This is a genomic window from Methylobacterium sp. J-077 (genome assembly GCF_022829365.1).
Lineage (GTDB): Bacteria > Pseudomonadota > Alphaproteobacteria > Rhizobiales > Beijerinckiaceae > Methylobacterium.
Genome location: NZ_JAKSYJ010000019.1, coordinates 12830 through 29290 on the forward strand (window position 1 = coordinate 12830; position 16461 = coordinate 29290).

A 16461-nucleotide genomic window follows, 5' to 3' on the forward strand; every position below is an offset into this window, starting at 1 on the left:
GCAGGGTCTGATTCCGGCATGCGTGAGGTCATCACCACGCCCGACTTGCGCTATATCGTAGTCCGTGGCCGCTTGTGGCGACGCGCCAATCCGCACCTGTCGGAGGCGCATCGCGCGGCGCTGGTGGCCTCGCTGATGGATGCGCGCCGCGCGGTGAAGGCAGCCAAAGGTGCCGAGCGCGAGGGCGACCCGGAGGCCGCCGCCACGATGGCCGCCGCCCGGGCCGCGGTCGACGCGGCCAAGACCGGGCTGGGCGAGCGCGGCCCGGTCTGGTGGGACGATGACGCCCCCGACCTGAACCGCCGCCTGGTCCGGAATACGCCCTACGCCGCCTGGTTCGCCGCGCTCAGCGCCGGGGAACCTGAACCGAGATGACCTGGGCGCCGGCCGCGCGGTTCGCAGCCGTGTTCGTGGCGTTGATGACCGTGATCGTCGGCGGCTGGGCCGGAGCCGCCGCGATGCCGGAGACGGTGGGGACCCCGTAGGTCCCGTAGCTCCAGGGCGCCGGCACGATCTGGCTCGGCCGCGGTACCCGGGTCAGGGGCGCGCCGATATAGGTGCCGCGTACGAACGGGCCGGCGAAGTCGCCCTCCCCGGTCGCGACGGGCGCGTAGGGATAGACGCCCTGCGCAGAAGCCGGCGCCGCGGCGAGGCCGGTGAGGAGCGCGAGGGCTGTCCGGGTGATCATGCGGGCGGCTCCGATGCTCGACGGGGGAACGCGTCGGGAACGTTCTTGGGCAACCGACACGATCACCGGCCGTTCCGGTCCACCAGCCGGGCAGACTGCGTAAGCGTGTGAGGGGCGACCTCAGCGGCAGGTGGTGATCCGGCGGACCACCCAGCCCTCGCCCTCGATCCACAGCCGACGCCGGGCCCGGCTGCAGGTGGCGTCGTCCTCACGCTCGACGGCGGCCACCGGATGGACCTGCGTCGGGGCGGCCTCGGCGACCTTGGTCTCGGTGCCCGTGGGGGCGGCCTGAGCGGTCGCCAGGCCGGCCAGAAGCAGGAAGGCGCTGGCCGCGCCGGCTGCGGTCGATCGGATGGTCATGGTCGAAGAATGCCCTGCGGCCGAGTTTACGGATTCTTCAACCGAATGCGCGGCGCGGCATTTCGGTTTCATCGGGGACGACCGTTTCCGGCTCCCGAATCGGCGTCGGCGGCCGTGACGGTCTGCTGCGGTACGGGCCATGCGACGCGCTTAGACTTCGCAGTCCACGCGTATTAGGAGACATGGCCCGGACGCGACGGCTCCCGTGGATCCCTGAACCAGCGGGCGAGCCGGTCCACGAGCGAAGGTCCATGAGCAAGCCGAAGCCCCCGACCAACGTGCTCCTGACGCCGGAAAAGCGCGCCGAGGACGTGGACCAGACGATCCGGCCGCTGAGCCTGGCCGAGTTCATCGGCCAGAAGGCGGCGCGCGCCAACATGCAGATCTTCATCGAGGCGGCCAAGATGACCGGCCAGGCCCTCGACCACGTGCTGTTCGTCGGGCCGCCCGGGCTGGGCAAGACCACCCTGGCCCAGATCGTGGCGCGGGAGCTCGGGGTGAATTTCCGCTCGACCTCGGGCCCGGTCATCGCCAAGGCCGGCGACCTCGCCGCGCAGTTGACCAATCTCGAAGAGCGCGACGTGCTCTTCATCGACGAGATCCACCGGCTCAACCCGGCGGTCGAGGAAATCCTCTATCCGGCCATGGAGGATTACCAGCTCGACCTGATCATCGGCGAGGGGCCGGCGGCGCGCTCGGTCAAGATCGAGCTGCCGAAATTCACCCTGGTCGGGGCGACCACACGGGCCGGCTTGCTGACGACGCCCTTGCGCGACCGGTTCGGCATCCCGATCCGGCTCGAATTCTACGAGATCGACGAACTGGAGAAGATCGTCGCCCGCGGCGCGCGGGTGCTCGGGATCGGCATGTCCGACGAAGGCGCCAACGAGATCGCCCGCCGGGCGCGCGGCACGCCGCGCATCGCCGGCCGGCTGCTGCGGCGTGTGCGGGACTTCGCCATCGTGGCCGAGGCCGAGACCGTGACGCGCGCCATCGCCGACCGGGCGCTGAAGCTGCTCGACGTGGATTCGGTCGGCCTCGACGTGATGGACCGCAAGTACCTGACCCTGATCGCGACCTCGTTCGGCGGCGGTCCGGTGGGCATCGAGACGATCGGGGCCGCCCTGTCGGAGCCGCGCGATGCCATCGAGGACATCATCGAGCCGTACCTGATCCAGCGCGGCTTCGTGCAGCGCACGCCCCGGGGCCGGGTGCTGACCAAGCACGCGTTCCGGCACATGGGCTTCGCCGAGCCGCGGCGCGCGCAGGACGGCCTGTTCGACGACGGCGACGCGGCCTGACCTGATTTCCGGTACCGTCCATGCGGTCGGGACGGGGCTGGTTCACGCCTGGTTCATGGCCGACCTTGGCCGCGCCGGACCGCTCCATCGACTTCTAGGTGCGCTGCACAATCAGCAAGCGTCTGACGGGTCACGGGTTTCGCGTCGATCGCGTCGCAAATATCGCCAAGCTTTTACGTACTCAGACCTCCAATTCGATCACGCAAAAGCGATCTGATCCCTGGAACGGTGGGGAAACGGGGCAGTTGTGGAGGCAACCGCGCCTAGTCTGCGTGGCGCCGACAAGATCGTGGGACTACGGCGTCAACCGTGGAATCCCGACTGATCTTTGAGCCCTCAATAAGAACACCAGGGACTATCCTCCGACATGAAGAACATCACGCTCGCCATTCTCGGCCTCTCCGCCGCTGCGCTCTCGACGCCGGCCCTCGCGCAGGACGCGCTGCCGATCCGCATCCTGCCCTTCGCCAACCAGCAGGGCGTCGGCGCTGCCGCCACCGAGACCCCCGCGTTCCGCGCCGAGGCGCTGCGCTCCGATGCCACCAGCATCGAGGCGAGCCGTATCGCCCTCGAGCGTTCGCGCAACCCGCGGGTCCGCAACTACGCCAACCGCGTCTTGGTCGAGCGCAAGGCCACCACCGACGCCCTCCTGCCGCCGAACACCTCCCTGTCGCGCAGCGGCACGGTGGTCTCGGACAACCAGGGTCTCAAGACCGACCTGAGCAACCCGGTCGGCTTCGTGCTCGCCCCGGTGACGATCGCCGCCAACCTCGGCACCAGCATCGTCGGCGGCGCGCTGGGCGCGGTCGGCATCGTCGACAACAGCCCGACCGAGCCGGGTCGTCGCGTCGCCCTCGGTGAGCGCGGCCAGGCTCGTCTGGCGCAGCTCCAGTCGGCCCCGAACGCCCGCTCCTTCGACCGCGCCTATATCGACCAGCAGGCCCGGTCCGACGCCCAGACCCTGGCGCTCTACGACGCCTACGCCAAGTCGGGCGACAGCGCCCAGGGCCGTCGCTTCGCCAGCGAGGCGCTGCCCTACATCGCCGACGAGCACGCCCACTCGGCGAGCCTGGCCGCCCGCATCGGCGGCTGATCCGGCAGCCCAGACCTGACCACGCGAGGGCCGCCCCAGGGCGGCCCTCGTCGTGTCGGGCGTATGCCTTCGGCAAACCGGAGGCCTACGGACGGTTTCGGCGCGTGGCTTTCCCCGCTCCCGCACCATGCCGTAAACGAAGCCCATGAGCGTTCCGAACTCCGCCGAGCACGCGCCGACGAACGATCCGGCTGCCGCCCACCGGATGGTCGTGCGGGTCTATTACGAGGACACCGACTTCTCGGGCTTCGTCTACCACGCGAGTTATCTGCGTTTCCTGGAGCGCGGCCGGACCGAGTTGCTGCGCGGCTTGGCGGGCGACCAATCCGATCTGCACCGGGAGGCACGCGGCCTCGTCTTCGTGGTGCGGCGGATGTCCCTGGACTTCATCCGCCCCGCCCACATGGACGACCTGCTCACCATCGTGACCCGCACGCAGCATCTGCGCGGCGCCTCGATGCAGCTGGCCCAGGAGGTCCGCCGGGGCGACGAACTCCTGGTCGCCGCCGAGGTCACGGTCGCCTGCGTGCGCGACGGCCGCGCCATCCGCCTGCCGGAGGCGCTGCGCCGGCTCCTCGCCCCGTCCGGGATCGACTGACCCGGCTGGCTCAGGCGACCCGCGACGGGTCGGCCTCGTGCAGCAGCCGGGCGAAGGCGTTGACGATGGTCATCGCGTCGTACTCGATCGACACGAGCTGGAAGCCCATCGCGACCATCTCCCGCGCCCGCGCCGGGGACGGTGAGAAGGCGCAGGGCAGCTTGCCCGCCGTCCGGGTCTTGCGCACGATCTCGCCCAGAGCCGCCGTGACCGCCGAACCGGCTGGGTCGATGGCCGTCCCCTTGGACAGGGCGATCGACAGGTCGGCGGGCCCGACCAGGATGCCGTCGATGCCGGGGAGCGCCAGGATCGCCTCCAGCGCGTCGATCGCCTCCGAGGTCTCGCACATGGCGATGGTCAGCGCGCGGGCGTTGGCGCCAGCGAGATATTCGGACGCGTCGTGCAGGCCCGACATCCACATGGCGCGGTCCGGCCCCCAGCTCCGCTGGCCGACCGGCGGGTACTTGGTGGCGGCCGCCAGCGCCCGCGCATCGGCCACGCTGTTGATCATCGGCGCGACGATGCCCGAGGCCCCGGCATCCAGCATCCGCGACGCCATGGCGAAGTCGCCGACCGGCACCCGGACCAGGCTCGGCTTGCCGGCGAGCGCCACCTCGGTGATCGCGGCACAACATGAATGGTAGTCGTGCGCGCCGTGCTGCTGGTCCAGGAGCACGGCGTCGAAGCCCGAGCGCGCCAGGGCGCCCGCGATGGCCGGATCGGCGATACAGGACCAGCCGAGGAATCGGGCGGGCCCGGCGGGCAGCAGGCCGGGGAGGCTCGGAACGGGCAGGGTCATGACACGTCCTGGACTGAGGCTCTCGGCGCACCGACTCGCCGTGGGGATGAGAATAACGGCGTGGGTTTCGCGAGGTCCAGTCTTCGCCGGACGTCGCGCGACCCATGTCGCCGCCTATGTCCTGGAATGCCTTGGGATCGCCCGGATCGAAACCGATCCTTAACCCTGCCGCGCCCTTAACGAAGTCGGTGCGATGTCGCCGGGTAATCGGGTGAAGTCGGCCCTTACTTTCGACAGATTCGCGGGCGATAGCATTGATATCGCTCACGGATCCGGCGGACGCGGGCCTCGCCCGGCGCATCGCGATCCGGAGCAGGAGACCTCGACGGATGAACCCAGCCGACGCGATGCAGGCCGCGCCTGTCGCCGACATGACGCTGCTCGGACTGTTCCTGCAGGCCCACTTCGTCGTGAAGATCGTGATGGTCGGGCTGCTCAGCGCGTCGATCTGGTGCTGGTCGATCATCGTCGACAAGACCCTGCTGTTCCGGCGCACCAAGGCCGAGATGGACGCGTTCGAGGACGCGTTCTGGTCCGGCCGCTCCCTGGAGGAGCTGTTCCGCTCGTTCAACGACCGCCCGGCCACCGGGCTCGCGGCGGTGTTCGTCGCCGCCATGCGCGAGTGGAAGCGCTCGTTCGAGGGCTCGGGCCGTCAGGTCCAGTCCCTGTCGCAGCGCATCGAGAAGCAGCTCGACGTCACCATCCAGCGCGAGGTCGAGCGGCTCGAATCGCGGCTGCTGTTCCTCGCCTCGATCGGCTCGGCCGGCCCGTATATCGGCCTGTTCGGCACGGTCTGGGGCATCATGACCGCCTTCACCTCGATCGCGGCCTCCAAGAACACCTCGCTCGCCGTCGTGGCCCCCGGCATCGCCGAGGCCCTGTTCGCCACCGCGATCGGCCTGTTCGCCGCGATCCCGGCGGTGCTCGCCTACAACAAGCTTCAGGCCGAGGTCTCGAAGTCGCAATCGCGGCTGGAGGGTTTCGCCGACGAGTTCTCCGCGATCCTCTCCCGCCAGATCGACGAGCGCCTCTCGCTCGCCGCCTGACCGGGCCGCTCCAGGAGATTGATCCATGAGCATGGCGGCGGGGGCATCCCACGGCGGCAAGAGGCGGCGGCGCAGGGGCCGGCGCGGCGGGCCGATCAACGAGATCAACATGACGCCGTTCATCGACGTCGTGCTGGTGCTGCTGATCATCTTCATGGTCGCAGCGCCGATGATGACGGTGGGCGTGCCCCTCGACCTGCCGCAATCCAAGGCCTCGCCGCTCAATTCCGACGTGAAGCCGGTGACGATCTCGATCCGCCAGACCGGCCAGGTCTTCCTCGGCGAGGACGAGCTGACCGACGACACGATCATCCCGAAGCTGCTCGAGACCGCCAAGACCGGGACCGAGGAGCGCGTGTTCGTGCGCGGCGACAAGCGGGTCGATTACGGTCGGGTCGCGCAGGTGATGGCGATCGTGACCGGCGGCGGCTTCAAGAAGGTCGCCCTCGTGACCGAGCCAGAGCATCAGTAGGGCCTGAACCGTGGAGTTCCGCTTCGACCGCAAGGAACCGGGTGTCTGGATCTCCGCCGGCACCCACGTGGCGCTGCTGGCCTTCGCGCTGTTCAGCGTGGCGGCCCCGGCCCTGCCGGAGGCGCAGGAAGGCGTGCCTGTCGAGGTGATCACCGAGAACCAGTTCTCCGAGATCACCAAGGGCGAGCGCCAGGCCGACAAGCCGATGCCGAACGCCCAGCCGCGCGCCGATCGCCAGGCCGAGAAGGTCGAGGATCGCGAGCCCGAGAACGCCAAGACCGACGCGCCGACCGCGCCCAAGCGCACGGCCGAGATGAAGCTCGCCAACGCGGAGGAGATGCCCCTGCGCGCCGAGCCGGATCCGCAGGAGGTCGCCAAGGCTGCCAAGGCCGCGGAGGAGAAGCGCGAGGCCGAGAAGGCTGCCGCCAAGGCCGCCGAGAAGGCGGCGGAGAAGGCCGCGGCCGACAAGGCGGCTGCGGCGGCCAAGGCCGAGGCGAAGGCCGCCGCGAAGGCCGAAGCCGAGAAGCGCGAGCAGCTCGACAAGCTGATCGAACGCCAGGAGGCCGAAGCGGTCGCCGCGGCCGAGAAGGCCGCCGCCGCGAAGGCCGAAGCCAAGGCCAAGGCGGATGCCGCAAAGGCCGAGGCCGCTCGGGAAGCCGCCCGGAAGGCCGCCGAAGCCAAGGCCGAGGCGGAGGCGGAGCGTCAGAAGGAGATGGCCGAGGCCAAGGCCGCCCAAGAGAAGGCGGACGCCGCCGCCAAGGCCGAGGCCGCCGCCAAGGCGAAGGCCAAAGCGATGGCGGACGCGAAGGCCAAGGCCGATGGCGAGGCCAAGGCGCGCAAGCAGGCCGAGCTCGCCGACAAGTTCAACGCCGGCGATATCCGCTCGATGCTGGCCTCGAAGGCGCCGTCGCAATCGACCGGCGCCACCGGACACACGGTGCAGAAGGTGGCGGCTCTGGGCGCCGCGACCGGGACCGCGCAGCGCCTGTCGCCGTCCCTGCGCGACGCCCTGGTCGGGCTGCTGCAGCAGCAGATCGAGCGCTGCTACTCGGCTCCGCCCGGCGCCGCTCAGGGCGTGGTCCTGCCGGTGCTTGACATCCGGCTGAACCCGAACGGCTCGCTCAGCACCGAGCCGCGGATCATGCGCGGCGGCTCCAGCGGCGTGGACCAGTCGATCGCGCAAGCCGCGCTCCGGGCGGTGCGCCGCTGTGCGCCGTATAACATTCCGGCCACCTACGCGCCGTATTACAACGACTGGAAGGCCATCAACGCGGAGTTCGAGTTCACGGCGACCTGAGGTCGTCACCCGCGCAGATTTCCGCCAACCGCCTCCCCGTCTGATCGCCACTTCGGATCCGACCCATGCATAACTCTCGCTCCGCCGGGCCTCTTCCGGCGTCCTACGCCGCGCGCCTGATGGCCGTCCTGGCTTTCCTCGCGGCCTTCATCGCGGCGCCGGCCCAGGCGCAGCTGCAGCTGCGCATCGGCGGCGGCAACTTCCAGCCGATGCCGATCGCCATCGCGGATTTCGGCGGCGATCCGAGCCTCGGCGGCCTCGTCTCCGGGGTGGTGACCAACAACCTGCGCCGCTCCGGGTATTTCACGCCCCTCGACCACGGCCGCTTCCCCGAGCAGCCGAACTTCGACGCCGCGCCGAACTTCGAGGCGTGGCGCGCCACCGGCGTCCAGGGCCTGGTCACGGGCCGCGTCTCCCGGGATGCCTCCGGCAAGCTCAAGGTCGAGTTCCGCCTCTGGGACGTGACGTCGGGCCAGCAGATGACCGGCCAGCAATACGGCACCGACACCGCCAACGCCCGGCGCACCGGCCACCTGATCTCGGACGCGGTCTATACCAAGATCACCGGCCTCGGCCCCTGGTTCGACAGCCGCATCGCCTTCGTGGACGAGAGCGGCCCCAAGGAGAACCGGCGCAAGCGCCTGATGGTGATGGATCAGGACGGCGCCAATGTCCGGGCGATCACCAGCGGTGAGATGTCGATCGTCGCACCGCGCTACTCGCCGGCCACGCAGGACATCGCCTTCATGGCCCAGGCCACCGGGCACCAGCCCCGGGTCCAGGTGATCAACCTCGAGACCGGCGCGCGCCAGGCGCTCGGCAGCGTCGACTCGATGAGTGCGAGCCCGCGCTTCTCGCCGGACGGGCGCAAGCTCGTCATGAGCGTGCAGCAGGGCGGCAACGCCGACATCGTGACGATGGACATCGCCTCGAAGGCCCAGCACGCGATCACCAACGGCATGGCGATCGACACCTCGCCGACCTACGCCCCGGACGGCGCGCAGATCGCGTTCGAATCGGACCGCGGCGGCTCGCAGCAGGTCTATGTGATGGGCGCGGATGGCTCGAACCCGCACCGGATCACCTTCGGCACCGGCTCCGCCTCGCAGCCGGCCTGGTCGCCCCGCGGCGACCTGATCGCCTATACCCGCCAGCGCAACGGCGGCTTCGCGATCTGCGTGTCGAAGCCCGACGGCACCGGCGAGCGCGTCCTCACCGAGGGCTACCACAACGAGGGGCCGACCTTCGCGCCGAACGGCCAGTACGTGCTGTTCTTCCGTGATCCGGGCGGCCAGGGCGGCGGCAAGCTGTTCATGGTCGACATCACCGGGAAGGTGGAGCAGCCGATCCCGACGCCCTCCTACGCCTCCGACCCGACCTGGTCGCCGCTACTGGCGGGACGCTGAGTCCTTTTGGGATTCTGGAGCCCAGCTACCAGTCGGGCTCCAGGGCGTCGTTCGTTTCGCGGCCCGTGACGGCAGGGGTGAGCGTCGCGGCCTGATCCCGCAGTGCTTTCGGCAAAGCCCCGAGGACGGGATCGTCGAAGCCGAGATGCGGCAGGTAGCGGGCGATGAGTCCGGCAATGAGCTTGGCCTGTGCGGCGTCGCGGCGGCGCTTCTCGGGATTCCGATCCGGTCTCTCCGACAACCAGGCTTTGTGAAGAGCGAAGGCGCGCGGGTCGGGTACGATCATCTCGGCCGGGTAGCCGCGCAGATCGAGCACCGTGGCTCGGACCTTGGGACTGTTCACGAGCCAGGCGAGACCAAAAATCTCGACCGCGACGAGATCGTCCGGGTCGCGCCCGATCTGTCTGACCTCACTCGGTCTGATCGGGTCCTTCGGAGCGGGTGTGATCAGATCGACGATGTAGCCGTCGCGGTTTGCGGCACGAAACCCGCGCTTGCCCATGACCTCGAAGGAGTGATCGACCTTCCTGAGAAGGCCGACGATTCCCGAGGCTGCGACTTCGGGCACGATGAGTTTCAGGCTGGCCCGCGCATCGTACAACAGATCGAAATCGGCTGTTTCGAGGACCGTCTGGTCGATCTGGACGCCGGCCATCCGTTCATAGGCGAACAGGGCATTGGTGCCGACCGTGGCGACCACCGGTTCCGTGAGGCGGGCATCGGACAGGGCCCGCAGGATTCGGGCGGCCATCACCGGCATTCGGCCAAGGCGCAATGCTCGGTTGACGGCCGCGATCGTGTTCAGCCGTTGCGCGAGCGAAGCGCTGCGCATCTTCGCATGTGAACGGCCATCGACGAAGCGCTGGTGAATGGCCTCCGTCTCCTCCGAACGAGGACCGAGCGATTTCCAGACACCACGCTTGAAACGATAGAGGTAGCTGCGCCCCTCGACGGATTTCCACGCCATCGAGCCGGCGAAGCGACTCTGCAAGGTCGATTGCGCCGCGCGATAGGCATCGAAGACCTGCTCGGCATTGATGAGCTGCCGGGCCTGTTCGTCGTCGAGTTCCCTGTACGGCATCGTGCCCGTCCGTGCAGACGTTAGGACTCAATGCATACCATCTAAGCTTATGATTGGAAATGCGTTATCCGTTTTCCGATTGGTCGGAGGCACAAAATGGATAATCGGATTTGGCTTCGCCGACCCGCCTATGGGTCGGAAAATTCTGCTCAATGCCGAGCCGTGCCCGAGAAATGATTGGCGGCCGCTACCCCTGCACCAGCAACCGGTCCCGCGCCCGCAGGGCTGGAAAAAACCGGCCCCAGAGCAGCGCGACCGCGATCGTGGCGGCACCCCCGACCACCACCGCCGGCACCGCCCCGATCGCGGCGGCGAGCACGCCGGATTCGAACTCGCCGAGCTCGTTCGAGGCGCCGATGAACACCGTGTTCACCGCCGAGACCCGGCCGCGCATGGCGTCCGGCGTCTCGCCCTGCACGAAGGTCTGGCGGACATAGACCGAGATCATGTCGGCGGCGCCCGTGACGAACAGGCAGGCCATCGACAGGGGCAGCGAGGTCGAGAGGCCGAATGCCACGGTCGCCGCGCCGAACACGGCGCAGGCCCTGAGCATCCGCACCCCGGCATGGCGCCGGAGCGGGCGATAGGCCAGCAGGACCGCCGTGGCGACCGCCCCGAAGGCCGGCATGCTCCGCAGCGCCCCGAGGCCGAGGGGACCGACATGCAGCACCTCGCCGGCATAGATCGGCAGGAGCGCGGTGGCGCCCCCGAGCAGGACGGTGAACAGGTCGAGGCTGATGGCGCCCAGCACCACCGGCTGCGAGCGGATGTAGCCGATGCCCGCCGAGAGCGCCGCCCAGGTGATCGGCGGCCGCTCGGTCACGGCCGCGGGCCGGAACCGGATCAGCGCCGTCAGGAGGCTCGCGAGGGCGAAGCTGGCGGCTGCGCCGCCGAACACCACCGATGGTCCGAGCGCGTAGAGCAGGCCGCCGAGCGCCGGACCCATCACCGAGGCGCTCTGCCAGAGCGAGGCGTTCCAGGCGATGGCCGAGCTGAATTGCGGGCCCGGCACCAGGGTCGGCAACAGCGCCTGCAGCGCGGGATTGGCGAAGGCCCGGGCGGTGCCGACCACGATCACCAGGGCGTAGATCGGCCAGACCGCCTGGAAGCCGGCCAGCGCATAGGTCAGGAGCCCGAAGCTCGCCAGGCTCTGGAGCGCGAAGGCCGCGGCACCGACGAGGCGGCGGTCATAGGCATCCGCCACGTGGCCGGTGATCAGCGCGCAGATCACAGCGGGCAAAAAGCCCGCCAGCCCGACGAGGCCGAGCGCCAGGGCGGAATGGGTGAGGTCGTAGACGAACCAGCCGATCGCCACCGCCTGCATCTGGTAGGCGAGGCCCGTCAGGAAGCGGGCCGCGCCGAACAGGCGGAAATCGCCGATGCCGAAGACGGCCCAGCCGGAACGATCTTTTTGGGACATGCGCCCTGCTGAGCCCGACCGGGGGATTAATCAAGCCCGGCGATGTTGCCCTCAGTGAAGCGCGAGACCCGGCTTGCGGGTCGTGGTCGCGGTCGCGGCTGGGGTCATGAGGGGCCGGCTCACCTCGCGCCGGTCGAGGCGAGCCGGCCCCTCACTGGGAAAAAGCGGGAAGGTACAGGTCACCTGGGTCCCGGCCCCGGGCGCGGTCTCGAGATGGACACGCCCGCCATGGAGTTCGACGAAGGACCGCACGATCGACAGGCCCAGACCGACGCCGCGGTGGCGGGTGCCCAGAGTGTGGCTCTCGAAACGGTTGAAGACCGAATCGGCGATCTCCGGCGGCATGCCGCGGCCATGGTCGCGCACGCTCAGGATCAGCTCGTTCGCGTCCCGGCGGGCGCGGACCTCGACCCGCTGCCCGGCCTCCGAGAAGCCGACGGCGTTCGAGAGCAGGTTGAACAGGATCTGCCGCACCCGCTTCCCGTCCGCGTGGACGCTGCCGATATCCTCCGGCACGTCCAGCGCCAGGGTGATGTGGGATTCGGCCAGCCGATCCTCGATGCCGCGCACGGCCGCCTCGATGGTGGACTGGACGTCGACCTCCTCCCGCTGGAGCTCCAGGGAGCCTGCATCGATCGAGGCGAGGTCGAGGATGTCGTTGATGATCACGAGCAGCGCCGCCGAGGAGCGCATGATGTGGTCGGAATATTCGCGCTGGCGGTCGTTGAGCGCCCCGACCGTCTCGTCCCCCAGGAGCTGGGTGAAGCCGATGATGTTCGTGAGCGGCGAGCGCAGCTCGTAGGAGACGTGGTGCACGAAGGTGTCGCGCAGCTGCGCGGCTTTCTCCAGCGCGTCGTTCTTCTCGGTCAGCGCCCGCTCGACGTTCACGCTGGCGGTGACGTCGATCAGGGTCAGCAGGGTCGCGCCCTCGGGCAGCGGCTGCGCGGCGCAATCGAGGACGGTGCCGTCCACCACCGCCAGGCGGCAGGACCGGGCGGTGCGCGATTCGAGGCCGACCACCGCGTCGCGGATGTCGAGCCACGGCTCCTCGGACGGCGCCAGGGGCCGGCAGGCCTCGATGACGGCATCGACGTGGGGCCGCTCCTCCACGGTCGCCGGATCGAGCTGCCAGACGGTGCAGAACGCCCGGTTGGCCAGCGTCATGCGCCCGTCGGCGCCGAACACGGCGACCGGCTCGGCCAGGGTGTCCAGGGTCTCGGCCTGCAGGCGGCGCAGGGCGTTGTAGCGCGATTCGGCGTTGAGGCTGTCGGAGACGTCGTCGAACAGGTAGGTCAGGCCCCCCTGCGGGTTCGGATCCGCGACCACCCGGAGCGTCCGACCGTCGGGCAGGTACCACCAGCTCTGGTTGGCCTCCGCGGCCCGGTAGGCGGCCAGCACCCCCTGCTTCCAGCCGCGGAAATCGGCGTGCTCCTCGAGCTTCCGCTCGGCCCGGAGGTGATCGAGGATCTCGCCGTCGGCGGGGCGGCTGTCGAGGAAGGCCTGATCCAGGTCCCAGAGCTGGCGGTAGGCGGCGTTGTGGAAGATCAGCCGCTGCGACACGTCGAACATCGCCACCGCGGTGGGCAATTGGTCGAGGGTGCGGACGTTGGCGTTCATCTGGCGCTGGAGGTCGGCGCGGACGCTCTCCAGCTCGGACACGTCGATGGCGATCCCGACGCGGCCGCTGTCCAGGGTGGTCTCGAACACGTCGAGCATGCGCCGGCTGCCGGCGACCACGGCCGAGAGCCGCGGGACGGTCCGGGTCAGGCCGGCCGAGCGCGCCGCCTCGTCGCGGATGATCGCCTCGCGGGCCGGACGGTCGAACAGCTCGACGCCGCCATCCAGCGCGGCCTCGCGGGTCTCGGCCTCGACGGCCGCCACGTAGGCGGCGTTGACCCAGCTCAGGCCGCCCTCGCGGTTGCGCCGCCAGACCGGCTGCGGGATCGCGTCGAGCAGGCCGGCCAGGGCCGAGAGGCCGCGGCGGGTCTCGTCCAGGGTGGCGCGCAGGTCGGCGATCTCGCAGCGCTCCTGGCTGGTCTCGCGCAGGCGCAGCAGTGCCCGGCCGGCCACGGCCTGCCCGTGCGCGTCGATGCTGCGCCCGGTCTGGGTGCGCAGGCTCACGGTAAAGCTCGTGCCCCGCGCCCGCAGGGTCTCGACCGCGGCCTCAACCGCGGCGGCGTCTGAGGCGACCAGCCAGGTACCGAAGGCCAGGACCCGGCGGGCATAGCCCGAGGTCGGCCGCTCGCCGTAGATCGCCAGGCTGATATCGCCCTCGACCACGGGTTCGCTGCGCCGGTCCCAGGTGACGATGATCTGACGCTCGGCGTTGAGCAGCATCTCGGCGCGGTCATGGGCGCCGCGCAGCACGTCGAGGGCGCCGGCCAGCTCGCGCTCCCGGCGGGTCCAGCGCCCGCGCTCGTAGAGGTGGAGCAGCGACAGGATCACCGCGAAGGCGACCAGGCCGCCGAAGATCGCCAGGGCGGCGACCCCGTGCATCTCGCGCGGCGCATGCGTGGCGGCGGTCTCGGGCAGTTCGGCGAGCGCTGCGCTCGCCGCGGTCAATGTGAGCGTACCCACGCAGATTCGAACGTGCGCGGCACGACCGACACCCATGATAGCCCTGCCCCCACCCTGGCGATCCGAACGCGCGTGCAACCGCGCGGCGCAGAACGCACCGTTCCCGCAGCTGATTCTCTCGAACCGTCGCGGACCCACCGATCTAAGATTCGCTCGCACCTTACCGTGCGGCGGAATCGACCCGGAAGGGGAACGAAGCGTGGCTATACGCCGGTCGCTCACAATCATCCGTTAACGACACTCAGAAGACACAGTGCGGTTGCGGCAAAACGGATTGACAAACGAAAGGGCCCGACGCAGCGCGCCGGGCCCTTTTTGACGTCTCATCGCTGCGGCGGCGATCGTGCCGGCCGCCGCCTCGCCGGGCGGGAATTCAACTGCCGGTTCGACGCGCACGCCGAACCGGGGCCGTTCCCGACCGCGGCCGGCTCAGTAGCGGTAGTGCTCGGACTTGAACGGGCCCGACTCGGACACGCCGATATAGGCGGCCTGGTCGGGGCGCAGCTTCGAGAGCTTCACGCCGATCTTCTCCAGGTGCAGGGCCGCGACCTTCTCGTCGAGGGTCTTGGGCAGGGTATAGACCTGCTTCTGGTACTTGGTCGTGTTGGTCCAGAGCTCGATCTGCGCCAGCGTCTGGTTGGTGAACGAGGCCGACATCACGAAGGACGGGTGGCCGGTCGCGTTGCCCAGGTTCACCAGGCGGCCCTCCGACAGGAGGATGATGCGGTGGCCGTCCGCGAAGGTGATCTCGTCCACCTGCGGCTTGATGTTCGACCACTTGAGGTTCTTCAGGCCGGCGACCTGAATCTCGTTGTCGAAGTGGCCGATGTTGCAGACGATCGCCCGGTCCTTCATCGCCCGCATGTGGTCGAGGGTGATAATGTCCTTGTTGCCGGTGGCGGTGACGAAGATGTCGGCGCGCGGGGCGGCATCCTCCATGGTCACGACCTCGTAGCCTTCCATGGCGGCCTGGAGCGCGCAGATCGGGTCGATCTCCGACACGAGCACGCGGCAGCCGGCGTTGCGCAGCGACGCGGCCGAGCCCTTGCCGACGTCGCCGAAGCCCGCGACCATGGCGACCTTGCCGGCCATCATCACGTCGGTGCCGCGGCGGATGCCGTCGACCAGCGACTCCTTGCAGCCGTAGAGGTTGTCGAACTTCGACTTGGTGACCGAATCGTTCACGTTGATCGCCGGGAAGAGCAGCTTGCCCTCCTTGGCCAGCACGTAGAGGCGGTGCACGCCCGTGGTGGTCTCCTCGGAGACGCCCTTGATGCTGTCGGCCAGCCCGGCGAACCAGCCCTTCGGCTTCTCGGCGAGCTTCTTCTTCAGGAGCGCGAAGAAGACCTCCTCCTCCTCGCTCTCGGGCTTGTCGAGGAAGGCGGTGTCGCCGTTCTCGGCGCGCAGGCCGAGATGGACGAACATAGTGGCGTCGCCGCCGTCGTCGAGGATCATGTTCGGCATGCCGCCGTCATGCCAGTCGAACAGGCGCGAGGTGTAGTCCCAGTATTCCTCCAGGGTCTCGCCTTTCACGGCGAAGACCGGGATGCCGGCGGCCGCGATGGCGGCGGCGGCGTGGTCCTGGGTCGAGTAGATGTTGCAGGAGACCCAGCGGATGTCGGCGCCGAGCGCCTTCAGGGTCTCGATCAGCACGGCGGTCTGGATCGTCATGTGGAGCGAGCCGGCGATCTTGGCGCCCTTCAGGGGCTGGCCCGCGCCGTACTCCTCGCGGACCGTCATCAGGCCCGGCATCTCCGTCTCGGCGATCGAGATCTCCTTGCGGCCGTACTCGGCCAGCCCGATGTCCTTGACGATGTAATCCTTGGCCATGAGTCGGCGGCTCCGTGTTCGCGTTGCGGTTCGGGGCCAGCCCGTACCACTTCGCGGGATATGAAGCAATCAAGACATAAACATGTCTTTATGCGTTCCAGGCTGCGGGCTGGCTGCCCGCGCCGCTCGGAAGCCCTAGATTTCGATCTCGGTGCCGACCTCCACCACCTGCCGGGTCGGCACGCCGAAGAAGGCGCCGGTGCGCTCGGCGTTGCGCTGCATGAAGGCGAACAGGTTCTCCCGCCAGGCCGCCATCCCGCGATGGTCGTCCTTCGGGATGATCGTCTCGTGGCCGACGAACACGGTCATGTCCTCGATCGCGTTGGCCGGCAGGTGGCGGGCGGCGACCGCGCAGGCGAGGCCCTCCGGGATCGAGGCATCCTCCATGAAGCCGTAGCGCAGGATCACCCGGTAGAAGTCCGGCGCCAGGATCGTGACATGGGCGCGTTGCTCCACCGGGATCGTGGGGGTCTCCTCGTAGAGGGCGGTGATG

Annotated in this window: 16 protein-coding genes; 8 read left to right on the forward strand and 8 right to left on the reverse strand. The window is 69.3% G+C overall.

All coding sequences use genetic code 11. The annotated features are described in order from the left end of the window. Positions 1 to 18 precede the first annotated feature (18 nt). Positions 19 to 375, forward strand: coding sequence for a hypothetical protein (locus MKL11_RS00620; RefSeq protein WP_243939324.1), 357 nt, complete (start codon positions 19 to 21; stop codon positions 373 to 375). Here MKL11_RS00620 and MKL11_RS00625 read toward each other — a convergent pair. Both MKL11_RS00625 and MKL11_RS00630 read right to left on the reverse strand, forming a co-directional pair. After that, the gene (locus MKL11_RS00625) at positions 347 to 688 is read right to left on the reverse strand and encodes a hypothetical protein (RefSeq protein ID WP_243939326.1); all 342 of its coding nucleotides are present in this window, start codon (positions 686 to 688) and stop codon (positions 347 to 349) included. The genes MKL11_RS00620 and MKL11_RS00625 overlap by 29 nt on opposite strands. Before the next feature lie 120 nt (positions 689 to 808). Continuing rightward, positions 809 to 1048, reverse strand: a complete 240-nt coding sequence (locus MKL11_RS00630) for a hypothetical protein (protein WP_243939328.1) — start codon at positions 1046 to 1048, stop codon at positions 809 to 811. A gap of 251 nt (positions 1049 to 1299) precedes the next feature. Here MKL11_RS00630 and ruvB point away from each other — a divergent pair, with 251 nt between their 5' ends. The 3 genes from ruvB (at position 1300) to ybgC (ending at position 4040) form a co-directional block, all read left to right on the forward strand. Beyond that, positions 1300 to 2349 carry a Holliday junction branch migration DNA helicase RuvB gene (ruvB, locus tag MKL11_RS00635; RefSeq protein ID WP_243939330.1) on the forward strand — a complete coding sequence of 350 codons (1050 nt, stop codon included), beginning with the start codon at positions 1300 to 1302 and terminating at the stop codon, positions 2347 to 2349. A gap of 367 nt (positions 2350 to 2716) precedes the next feature. Continuing rightward, positions 2717 to 3442: a DUF4142 domain-containing protein gene (locus MKL11_RS00640; protein ID WP_243939332.1), complete on the forward strand. Its 726-nt coding sequence runs from the start codon at positions 2717 to 2719 to the stop codon at positions 3440 to 3442. Between the two features lie 145 nt (positions 3443 to 3587). After that, positions 3588 to 4040 (forward strand): tol-pal system-associated acyl-CoA thioesterase, encoded by a 453-nt coding sequence (gene ybgC, locus MKL11_RS00645; protein WP_243939334.1) that lies wholly within the window; start codon positions 3588 to 3590, stop codon positions 4038 to 4040. Between the two features lie 10 nt (positions 4041 to 4050). Here ybgC and MKL11_RS00650 read toward each other — a convergent pair whose 3' ends face one another. Next, positions 4051 to 4839 (reverse strand): HpcH/HpaI aldolase family protein, encoded by a 789-nt coding sequence (locus MKL11_RS00650; RefSeq protein ID WP_243939336.1) that lies wholly within the window; start codon positions 4837 to 4839, stop codon positions 4051 to 4053. Between the two features lie 329 nt (positions 4840 to 5168). Here MKL11_RS00650 and tolQ point away from each other — a divergent pair, with 329 nt between their 5' ends. The 4 genes from tolQ to tolB all read left to right on the forward strand — a co-directional run bounded on the left by tolQ (position 5169) and on the right by tolB (position 9060). Beyond that, the gene (gene tolQ / locus MKL11_RS00655) at positions 5169 to 5885 is read left to right on the forward strand and encodes a protein TolQ (RefSeq protein WP_092043862.1); all 717 of its coding nucleotides are present in this window, start codon (positions 5169 to 5171) and stop codon (positions 5883 to 5885) included. A 25-nt stretch (positions 5886 to 5910) separates the two neighbouring features. Beyond that, a complete protein-coding gene (locus tag MKL11_RS00660) occupies positions 5911 to 6357 on the forward strand; it encodes an ExbD/TolR family protein (protein WP_147854680.1) in 447 nt (148 codons plus the stop codon). 10 nt (positions 6358 to 6367) lie between these two features. After that, positions 6368 to 7654 (forward strand): cell envelope integrity protein TolA, encoded by a 1287-nt coding sequence (gene tolA / locus MKL11_RS00665; RefSeq protein WP_243939338.1) that lies wholly within the window; start codon positions 6368 to 6370, stop codon positions 7652 to 7654. 65 nt (positions 7655 to 7719) lie between these two features. Next, on the forward strand, positions 7720 to 9060 hold the full coding sequence (tolB, locus tag MKL11_RS00670) for a Tol-Pal system beta propeller repeat protein TolB (protein WP_243939340.1): 1341 nt from the start codon (positions 7720 to 7722) through the stop codon (positions 9058 to 9060). A gap of 25 nt (positions 9061 to 9085) precedes the next feature. Here the strand turns inward: tolB and MKL11_RS00675 are convergent, their stop codons facing one another. From MKL11_RS00675 to MKL11_RS00695, 5 genes are all read right to left on the reverse strand, one after another. After that, positions 9086 to 10141 (reverse strand): nucleotidyltransferase domain-containing protein, encoded by a 1056-nt coding sequence (locus tag MKL11_RS00675; protein WP_243939342.1) that lies wholly within the window; start codon positions 10139 to 10141, stop codon positions 9086 to 9088. A 187-nt stretch (positions 10142 to 10328) separates the two neighbouring features. Further along, positions 10329 to 11561, reverse strand: a complete 1233-nt coding sequence (locus MKL11_RS00680; RefSeq protein WP_243939344.1) for an MFS transporter — start codon at positions 11559 to 11561, stop codon at positions 10329 to 10331. A gap of 51 nt (positions 11562 to 11612) precedes the next feature. Further along, complete coding sequence (locus MKL11_RS00685; protein WP_243939346.1) at positions 11613 to 14174, reverse strand: sensor histidine kinase; 2562 nt, start codon at positions 14172 to 14174, stop codon at positions 11613 to 11615. A gap of 393 nt (positions 14175 to 14567) precedes the next feature. Continuing rightward, positions 14568 to 15968, reverse strand: coding sequence for an adenosylhomocysteinase (ahcY, locus tag MKL11_RS00690; protein WP_243939348.1), 1401 nt, complete (start codon positions 15966 to 15968; stop codon positions 14568 to 14570). Between the two features lie 135 nt (positions 15969 to 16103). Continuing rightward, positions 16104 to 16461, reverse strand: a 358-nt coding sequence (locus MKL11_RS00695; protein ID WP_409565789.1) for a KUP/HAK/KT family potassium transporter, incomplete at its 5' end; no start/stop codon positions are given.